The sequence below is a fragment of the Photobacterium sp. OFAV2-7 genome, assembly GCF_022347985.1.
Taxonomy (GTDB): domain Bacteria; phylum Pseudomonadota; class Gammaproteobacteria; order Enterobacterales; family Vibrionaceae; genus Photobacterium.
On the sequence record NZ_JAKRFQ010000467.1, the window covers coordinates 1 to 3,964 of the forward strand.

A 3,964-nucleotide genomic window follows, 5' to 3' on the forward strand; every position below is an offset into this window, starting at 1 on the left:
TCAGTGGTGCACCGTGCATGTCGGTATCAAGGCCTTTGCCCGCTGGCTCGACACCAATTAGGCCTACTTCTTCATCATCGATAAAATCGGCGAACATCCCGATAGCATTGGAGCCACCGCCGACACAGGCGATAACGGCATCAGGCAGGCGACCTTCTTTGGCCAGGATCTGCGCTTTGGTTTCCTCACCGATAATATGCTGGAACTCGCGGACAATGGTCGGGAACGGATGCGGACCTGCCGCCGTTCCTAACAGGTAGTGAGCTTTGTCGTAGGTTGCAGACCAGTCGCGCATCGCCTCGTTACAGGCATCCTTCAGGGTTGCCGAACCGGAGTGTACCGGGATCACTTCTGCGCCCATTAGCTTCATTCGAAATACGTTCGGGCTCTGGCGCTCAACGTCTTTGGCTCCCATGTATACACGGCATTTTAGTCCCAGCAGGGCGCAGGCCAATGCTGTTGCTACACCGTGCTGACCAGCACCTGTCTCGGCGATGATTTCTTCTTTGCCCATTCGTTTGGCAAGCAGTGCCTGACCCAGCACCTGGTTGGTTTTGTGCGCGCCACCGTGGAGCAAGTCTTCACGCTTGAGGTAGAGCTTGGTCTTGGTACCTTTGGTCAGGTTCTGACACAGGGTTAGTGCGGTTGGGCGACCAGCGTATTCTTTCAGCAGTGTAATGAACTCTTCTTGAAAGCTTGGGTCTTGCTGGGCCTCGACGAAAGCTGCTTCCAGCTGGTCAAGGGCCGGTACCAAAATCTGGGGAACGTATTGTCCACCAAATTCACCGAAGTAGGCGTCTAGTTTGCTCATAATCTTATTTATCCTTAATACTTTCTGATTGCCGCGAAGGCCGCATTCAATTTTGTCTGATCTTTTTTACCCGGGGCGCTTTCAACACCTGAGTTTAAATCCAATCCCTTGCAGCCCAGCTTGGCTGCCTCACAGGCATTTTCTGGTGTCAGGCCACCTGCCAGCATGATGTTTTGCTTGTCGGTATCGCTAAGCAGATTCCAGTCAAAGACGATGCCTGTTCCGCCTGACTGCTGGCCGACCTTGCTGTCGAGCAGGTGTTTGTCGGCCGGCCATCGTTCGAAATCCGGGACTTCCATACTGATGCCATGGGCCTTCCAAATCTCACAATCATCGGGAAGGTGAGCCTTTAGCCCCTGGACATACTCCGGTGATTCTTCACCATGGAGTTGGACCGCTGATAAAGACAGGGTCTTGGCCGCTTTGGCGACGGCATCGGGATCGGCATTGCGGAACACGCCGACGTACTTGAGCGGGGCACCGCTCATCACCATACGGGCCTGTTCGATATCCACCTGTCGTGGCGAAGTGGAAACGAAGATCAGCCCGCCGTATACGGCTCCGCTTTGATAGGCCGCGCTAGCATCATCGGCACGAGTCAGGCCACAGACTTTGTTTTCACCCAGGAGTACCCGGCGCACGGCAAGCTCTAGGTTGTCCTCGGCCATTAGCGAGCTGCCGATCAAAAAGCCGTTGGCATAGGCGGCGAGATCGCGAACCTGCTGGTGGTTGTAGATCCCTGATTCCGAAATAACAATGGTGCCTTCAGGCAGGCGTGGTGCCAGCTCTTTGGTGCGGTTAAGGTCAATGCTCAAGTCACGCAGGTTGCGGTTGTTGATCCCGACTACCTTGGCTTTCAGTGTGATAGCTCGTTCCAGTTCCTGTTCATTGCTGACCTCGGTGAGAATGCCCAGGTTCAGTGATTCGGCAACGGCGGCCAGCTCGCTGTATTCGTCATCATTGAGTACAGATAGCATCAGCAAAATGGCATCGGCATTGTAGTGACGCGCCAGATACACCTGATAGGTATCGATCATGAAGTCTTTGCACAGCACGGGTTGCTTCACCTGGTTGCGAACCAGTGGAAGAAAGTCAAAATTACCCTGGAAGTACTTTTCGTCCGTCAGAACTGAAATGGCACTGGCATGGCCGTTGTAGACCTTGGCAATGTGATCCAGATTGAAGTCATGGCGGATCAGGCCCTTTGACGGTGAGGCTTTCTTGCACTCAAGAATAAAGGCTGTCTGCTCGCCGGACAGAGCATCGTAAAAGCTCCGGTCACTCGGGGTTAAGCCGTCAATAAAATCTTCAAGTGGCTGCTCCTGTTTGCGTGCTTCCACCCACAGGCGTTTGTCGGCCACAATTTTTGCTAGTACGGTTTCCATGGTTAACCTCGTGCTGCCAGTTTCTCAACCAGCTCAAATGCTTTGCCAGACTGCATCACGTCAATGGCTTGTTGGGTATTGGCTTTTAAATCTTCGTTGCCGAACAGGCGTAGCAGCATAGCAACATTGACCGCAACGGCCCCTTGCTGGGCAGCTGTTCCTTTGCCGGTCAGAATGTTGGTGATAATGGCCCGGTTCTCTTCCGGCTCGCCGCCCTTGATGGCTTCAAGCGGGTAGGTATCGAGGCCAAAGTCTGCCGGAGTCAGGGTATATTCCTTGATTTCGCCATTGATGATTTCAGCAACTGTCGTCTCGCCGTGGATGGCAACTTCATCCAGCCCGCTGCCGTGAACCACGGCTGCCCGCTTCATGCCCATGGCTGCCATGGTTTCGGCAATCGGGCGTACCAGTGCCTGGTCATAGACACCCATTAGCTCGATGGTTGGCCGGGCCGGGTTAATAAGCGGACCAAGCACATTGAAGATGGTGCGGGTTTTTAATGTCTGGCGCACCGGCATCGCATGGCGGACACCGCCGTGATATTCCGGCGCAAACAGGAAACAGACACCAAGCTCGTCAAGTGCACCACGGGCATTGTCAGGTGTCATGGCCAAATTAATTCCAAACTTGTCGAGCAGATCGGATGAACCCGACTTGCTCGATACTCCGCGGTTGCCGTGTTTGGCAACCTTAACGCCACAGGCAGCAGCGACAAAAGCCGCAGTGGTCGAGATATTGATGGTGTTGGCGCCGTCACCACCGGTGCCGACGATATCAGCAAAATCATAGTCCGGGCTAGGGAACGGGTTGGCATTGGCCAGTAGGGCACTTGCGGCACCGGCGATCTCTGCCGGGGTTTCACCTTTGATCTTCAGGGCAGTCAGTATGGCTGACAGCAGGATCGGTTCGACTTCGCCTTTGATGATGGCATCGAACAGGGTATGGCTTTCTTCCTGGCTGAGTGCCTGCTGGTCATATAATTTGTTGGCAATGGTGTAAATGCTTGCATCCATAATCTTTTTCTCCCTAAAGCTTTATTTGTTCGTTGCCACGCTATGGTTGTCCGGCTTTGACATAACCCAGTTCAGCGTATTGGTAAGTAGCTGAGCCCCTTGTGTGGTTAGAATAGACTCAGGGTGGAACTGGTAGCCACACACACGATCCTGATCATTGGTTACTGCCATCACCAGGCCGTCGACATCGGCAACGGTTGTCAGGCTGTCCGGTACTTCCGTGGCAACCAGAGAATGGTAGCGGGCAATGGAGAGCGGGCTCGGCAAGTCACCAAATACAGTATGGCTACTGTGACGCATCATGGCTGCTTTGCCGTGGACGATATCGCCGGCCCCTTCAACCTTGCCGCCGTAGGCTTCGACGATTGCCTGGTGACCAAGACAGATACCAATCATTGGCACTTTGCCGCGAACCCGTTTGATAAGCTCGGGCATGCAACCGGCATCGGCTGGCGCACCAGGGCCGGGAGACAGTACCAGCACCGGATTGGCTTTTTCAGCCAGTGCCTGTTCCATCTGGTCTGCACTCAGGCTGTTACGGTAGATGGTGACCGGGTAACCCAGCGAGCGAAACTGATCGACCAGGTTGTAGGTAAAGGAGTCAAAGTTATCTAGTAGTACAATTTCAGCAGCTGTCATGACCTTGATCCTTATACTGACTGGGTTGGGGCACTATGTGCCTTGCGGATAGCGGTGATCACAGCCTGCGCCTTGCCACGGGTTTCATCGGCTTCGGCCTGCGGGACTGAGTCATA

Annotated in this window: 4 protein-coding genes; all 4 read right to left on the minus strand. The window is 54.1% G+C overall.

Features of this window, described 5'->3' with window-relative positions:
• Positions 1-811: tryptophan synthase subunit beta (gene trpB / locus MHN01_RS19060; protein ID WP_239412796.1), on the minus strand; the 811-nt coding region annotated here is incomplete at its 3' end.
• A 14-nt stretch (positions 812-825) separates the two neighbouring features.
• Positions 826-2,196: a bifunctional indole-3-glycerol-phosphate synthase TrpC/phosphoribosylanthranilate isomerase TrpF gene (gene trpCF, locus MHN01_RS19065; RefSeq protein WP_239412797.1), complete on the minus strand. Its 1,371-nt coding sequence runs from the start codon at positions 2,194-2,196 to the stop codon at positions 826-828.
• Positions 2,197-2,198: 2 nt separating this feature from the next.
• A complete protein-coding gene (gene trpD, locus MHN01_RS19070) occupies positions 2,199-3,209 on the minus strand; it encodes an anthranilate phosphoribosyltransferase (RefSeq protein ID WP_075768431.1) in 1,011 nt (336 codons plus the stop codon).
• A 21-nt stretch (positions 3,210-3,230) separates the two neighbouring features.
• A complete protein-coding gene (locus MHN01_RS19075) occupies positions 3,231-3,848 on the minus strand; it encodes an aminodeoxychorismate/anthranilate synthase component II (protein ID WP_239412798.1) in 618 nt (205 codons plus the stop codon).
• Between the last annotated feature and the right edge of the window lie 116 nt (positions 3,849-3,964).